Genomic DNA, 5,281 nt, shown 5'->3' with positions numbered 1-5,281 from the left:
TCTTTGATGCAACGCTAGTGGCGATTATGCAGGATTTTTGACCTCCAAATGGTATATAAGACAGAAATGACCAATAAATCCTGTATTTTTGCAGGAATGTGAGCCAAAGGCGTCCGTCAAGGGAAAAAATCCTGCACTTTTGCAGTATTCACCACCTTTAGCTGTTACCAGCCGCCCCTTGGCCCGTTGAAATGAGCCCGCTTGGGCTGTCACAGACGGCATCGGTTCGCAAGCGTAGCCCGCTCGATGTTACCGGCCCCCCTGGCCCGTTGGAATGGTCCGCTTGGGCTGTCACAGACGACATCGGTTCGCAAGCGCAGCCCGCTCGACTGTTACCGGCCCCCTGACCCGTTGGCATAGTCCGACAGCGACATAATTGCGGTGCTCCCTCTTCCGCCTCAATATCGAAAAAAGGAGCGGTGTAGGCGTAGATGATAACTTTGGTGAGCATTTTGGGGTGATAGCTGTCTTGTCCGCCACCGGACAACTACTGTCCGCATCAAGGCGCCGCTGGTAAGCCGCGTCGAAAATCTTGTCGTCCAGACAGTTGACCGCCTGTTGACGACACGAACAAGATAGCCGGAGGAAGGTCATCTTCCAAGCTCTTTGGCAAGCAAAGTTGAACCTATATATATTGAAGGTACAAAGAAACCGCTCTTTTCGTATACGGTTGCTCGTCACTTCCATTTGACCAACAAACGGTTTCTTTTGTTTTTCTAAGATAAATAAAGAAGGGGCGATCCCTAGGTCACTCAAGACCTTTTTGGGACAGCCCCTGAAGCAAACGGATTACGGATAAAACGTGCTGGCCGGCGTCGTGGTCGGGCACCAGCGCGACGAGAACAGGAAGTCGATCAGCGCGTCCCTGGCTTCTTCCGTGCCGATATAGCGGAGCGCCTCGGCCGCATGGCCGCGCACATAGCGGTTCTCGTCTTCGAGCGCCGCGACCAGATGCGGAACGGCCGCAGCCGCCTTGCTTCCGAGTCTGGCCAGCGACAGACCCGCCATAAAACGCACCTGCACGTCAGCGTCCTTCAGACAGCGAATCAGCCCTTCCGTTGCTTGGGCGGCCGGCTCGCCGATCATCCCAAGCGCCTCCACCGCCGTGCGGCGAACCGGTTCGGATGAGCCGTCGAGCAGCCGAATAATGGCGGGAACCGCCGCGGACGCCAGCTCGCGCAATTCCCCGAGGGCGAATACGGCGTGCATCACCGTATGCGGCGAAGGGCTGTCGAGCGCCGCGATCAGCCCCGGCACAGCCTCGGCTCCCACAGCCGACAAGCCGTACGCGGCCGCGCGCGACACTTCGGCGCGCTCATGACCGAGCGCCGGCAGCAGCCGCTCGATGCCCTTCCGGCCATTGCGGGCCAACCCGTATGCGGCGTTCAGCCGTTCGGGCTCAAACGGATCTTGCAGCTTCGCTTCCAGTTCCGCCAGACGCTCGCTGCTGTCCGAGGCGAGACCGGCCGTTCCGCCGATCTTGCCCTGCAGCCACAGCCACGTATCCTCCCACATCGCATCGTGGCGCACGAGCGGCGCGGAGAAGGAAGCGGGCGCAATCCATTCCGGCGTCCGGTTGTCCCAAGTCGGCGCAAAGGGCGCCGCGGTCCGCATAAATTCGAACTTCAACATGTAACGGTGCTGACCGAGCACGTTGGGCGTGGAGCGGTGCCATATATCGTAATGGATGAGCGCAAACGTTCCGGCTTCTCCGCTGGCAAGCGCCTCGCCCGGCGAGTCGTCTTTGTCGAACGTGCGCGATTCGTAGTTTTGCGTGCCGGGCATAATGCCGGTCGGCCCGAGCTCGGGCGGCGTGTCCTGCGGGAAATACATGATCATCGCCCACCACGGATGATGGTTGCGCACCCGGCTGTAGCCCCAGTAGCTGTCCTTGTGCCAGCCTCCGGCTTGGGGCGAGCTGTTGTAATGGCCGTGCCGATGGGTGTGCAGCATATAATCGGGACCGAGAACGCTCGTAAGTCCGCCGCGGATGACCGGATGGTCGAACACTTTGCGCAGTCCCCGAATCCGGGGCAGCAAATTGTTGCCGGGGTTGCCTTCCTTCTCGTACACCTCGTTCAGTTCCTGAAGCAGTTCCTGGTGAAATTGTTTGGAAAAATCCGTTTTCAAAATGAGAAAGCCTTCGGTAATAAACTGGCGCATCTGATCGTCTGTCAACAATACGGGCGTCTGACCGTTCATGCGCGCTACCTCCTGTCGATCGAGATTTACTGCACCTTCATTGTAGAAATTGCCGTCCCGAAGTGAAATGGATATTTCTCATCCGGATTTATACAAAACTAAGTCTTTTCGGCAGGAGGCGCGAACCGCGAACCGGGGCGCCCGCCGCATGGCCCCACCGACAGACGCAGCTATGAACCGGCAAGTATGACGGACCCACTGACAAACGCAGCTATGGAGCGGCAAGTCTGGTAGCTCCACCGACAGACGCAGCTATAAAGCCGCAAATCTGGCGGACCCACTGACAAACGCAGCTATGAAGCGCAAATCTCGCGGACCCACCAGCAAGCGCAGCTATGGAGCGGCAAGCTCTGCGGCCGGCGGTTCCGCCGGCAGGCGCACGATGACCTCGGTGCCGTGGCCTTTCCGGCTGCGAAACTCGATTTTGCCTTTCATGGCTTCAACGATCCGAATCGTCACAAGCAGGCCGAGTCCGGTGCCCTTCGCCTTGTTCGAAAAATACGGCTCTCCGAGCTTCGCCACCACTTCCTCGTCCATCCCTTCGCCGTTGTCGCGTATATGAATGACGACCTCTTGCCGGTCCTGGTAAGCCCACATGCGGATTTCTCCCTGGCCGTCGAACGCTTCGATGCTGTTTTTCAGCACGTTGACAAAAGCTTGCTTGAATTTCGAAGGATTTCCTTTCACATAGAGATGATCCGGCACGTCCACCGTAATTTCCCCGCCCCGCATATTGGCAAGGGGCACCAGCATCCCGGCAATTTGCGCCATTTCCTCCGAAACCCGAAGCGTCTGGACGCTTTCCAGTTGCGGCTTGGCGAAAGTCAAATAATCGGTAATGATTTTGGAGGCGCGGTCGAGCTCGTCCATTGCCAGCAGCAAATAACTTTTATCCTGCTCCTTTTCGCTTTTTTTGCTCAGCAGCTGCAAAAAGCCCCGCGTCACCTGCAGCGGATTGCGCACCTCATGCGCGATGGACGCCGCAAGCTGGCTGATAATCTCCATTTTGTCCGACTGCTGCAGTTGATCGAAATAGACCTTCAGCTCGCGGGAATAACGTAGCAGTCGAATCTGGTCCTCCCGGATGCCCCTGCCCAAAATCGCAACGAGCGAAAACGCAAACCCGGCCGTCCCGATTTTCCATACGTACAACTCATCATCGAAGTTCGCCGCATACCGGACCAGATCGATCGCAACGGCAACTGCCAGGATGCCGAGCCCCGCCGTCAAAATGACGGAATTTCTGCTGCCCCGCCGGAAACGCGCGATTGAACAAGCGGCCAGTATGGCAAACTGGACGATCGTCAGTCCGCCGAGCATGATGTCCGACAGAAAAAAATAGTAGTCGGAAAAGCGGTAAGAAGTCAGCTCATTCAGCAGCAGGCCGGCCGTACAGAACGCCATGAAGATGATTTGAAAAACGCGAAGCTTGCCGACAATCCGAAACGTCCCTTTGCCGAGTATCCCTTCGACAAATATGGTGATGGCCGGCAGCAGCATATAGAGCGCAAGGTTGGACATGCGGACCATCCACTGTCCGTAATCGTGCCATATCGCGTACATGATCGGCGTGCAGGTCAGGATGAGAATGCCGGTCGATATCAAAATCACGAACAGCGACATCCAGGAGGCGAACCGGGATCTCCTCGCAAACAGAGCGACGAAAAAGACGGCGAGGCCCATAAACAGATAAGCGCCCCCCAGCACGATGTCGAACAAGTCCCGCTTCACGTAGCTGACCAGCATGCGCTGGTAATCGCCGACGACCGGAAAGTCTGGAATGCCCAGCTTGCCGGTTGCCGTTTCCAGGCGCAAATAAACGAGCCGTCCTTCCCCTTCGAGGCGCAAAGGGAGCAGCATTTCGTTCACGTCGTACCGATAATTCCGCCTCGTCTCGTATTCCATCCGCCCGTCGACATAAACGCTCACATTCTGGGCGTACAATCGGGATATGTAAAGCCCGCAAGTGCGGCTGCTGCAATCGTTTCGCCCGATATCCAGCTCGATCCATGCCGCGGATGCGCCAGCCGGTTTGGAGAACGGCATCGGACGGCCGGCGTCCGCGGTTTTCCAATCCGCTGCGGCGCTGTCCGGGAGCGTACCCGCGTTACCGCTAACATCGTATACCCACATATAACGAAATGCACGCAAGGAGCGTTCATTCTGCGACTCGGCTTTCGCCAGACCCGAATACGGAAGCAGCAGGCCCAGCAGCAGCAACACGGCGATTCCGGATACAGCTTTCATTCGAGCACCTCGAACCATCATGGTGTAATCGTGAATAAGGACCTCGACTCGTTTTCACATGAAAAACAGTTCCGAATTTCTATACAATTTTTAAGACCTTCGGCCCTATATTCGACAAAACCGTCAAACTTCCTTCAAACTTTTCCGATTATATTTGAAACGCAACTTTGCGGCGGTTTGTCCGTCTAAGTATAATAGAATCGTTTTTTTGCAGTTCGTTCCCTTTCCAAAGGCGAGGTGAACGTCAAACGAATATGAATACCCGAATAGAGCACGCGGAAACACTCGGCAGATATGAGAGAGCGTCACGAAAAAAGTCGAACCGGTCTTTCCTCGTTTTTCTCATCGCATGGCTTCTTCTTATCGGATCCGGCGCTTACGGCGCCTTGAAGTATACCGAACATCTGCGCGCGGTGACGGTGGCGGAGCTGGAACGGCAAACGGCCGCGCAAATCACCAAGATGCAGGACGATTACGACGCCCGAATCCGGCAGCTGCAAGCGAAGGTTGATGACAAGCTCGTTCAGCTTGAAGACAAGATCAATGCCCTGAACGAGCTTCTGACCTTTACGAAAGACAATGCGACGAACAAGACGGACAACAGCAACAAGCTCTATACCGAAATCAACGAAGTCAAAAAACAATTGAATGAACTGCAAAAAAATCTGGAAGTGTTGAAATGAGGCTCGCAGTCAAATCGCTCAACCGCTTCGTGCTCCTCGCTTGCGCGCCTTTCATCGGCGCCATGCTCTGGATCGCCTCCGCGGACATCCGCTTCACGCTCTCGGCTGACGCCTATCCGGCGCCGCCTGCCCGGCCGCCTTTCATGGCG

General features: G+C 56.3%; 3 protein-coding genes and 1 pseudogene. 1 reads left to right on the top strand and 3 read right to left on the bottom strand.

Going from position 1 to position 5,281, the window contains the following annotated elements; all coding sequences use genetic code 11:
* Nucleotides 1–418 precede the first annotated feature (418 nt).
* The 3 genes and pseudogenes from ABEV74_RS18955 to ABEV74_RS18945 form a co-directional block, all read right to left on the bottom strand.
* Nucleotides 419–613 (bottom strand): annotated as a pseudogene (locus ABEV74_RS18955) (hypothetical protein); the annotation flags it as partial.
* A gap of 176 nt (nt 614–789) precedes the next feature.
* A complete protein-coding gene (locus tag ABEV74_RS18950; protein WP_430148479.1) occupies nt 790–2,202 on the bottom strand; it encodes a HEAT repeat domain-containing protein in 1,413 nt (470 codons plus the stop codon).
* A gap of 333 nt (nt 2,203–2,535) precedes the next feature.
* Nucleotides 2,536–4,449: an ATP-binding protein gene (locus tag ABEV74_RS18945; protein WP_430148476.1), complete on the bottom strand. Its 1,914-nt coding sequence runs from the start codon at nt 4,447–4,449 to the stop codon at nt 2,536–2,538.
* A 386-nt stretch (nt 4,450–4,835) separates the two neighbouring features.
* Between ABEV74_RS18945 and ABEV74_RS18940 the strand changes: the two genes are divergently transcribed.
* Nucleotides 4,836–5,132 (top strand): hypothetical protein, encoded by a 297-nt coding sequence (locus ABEV74_RS18940; RefSeq protein ID WP_235593350.1) that lies wholly within the window; start codon nt 4,836–4,838, stop codon nt 5,130–5,132.
* The last annotated feature ends 149 nt before the right edge of the window (nt 5,133–5,281 follow it).

Source organism: Paenibacillus cisolokensis (genome assembly GCF_050481165.1).
GTDB lineage: Bacteria > Bacillota > Bacilli > Paenibacillales > Paenibacillaceae > Paenibacillus_AH > Paenibacillus_AH cisolokensis.
The sequence above is the reverse complement of the archived record's forward strand: the minus strand, read 5'-3'. Positions and strand labels throughout refer to the sequence as shown.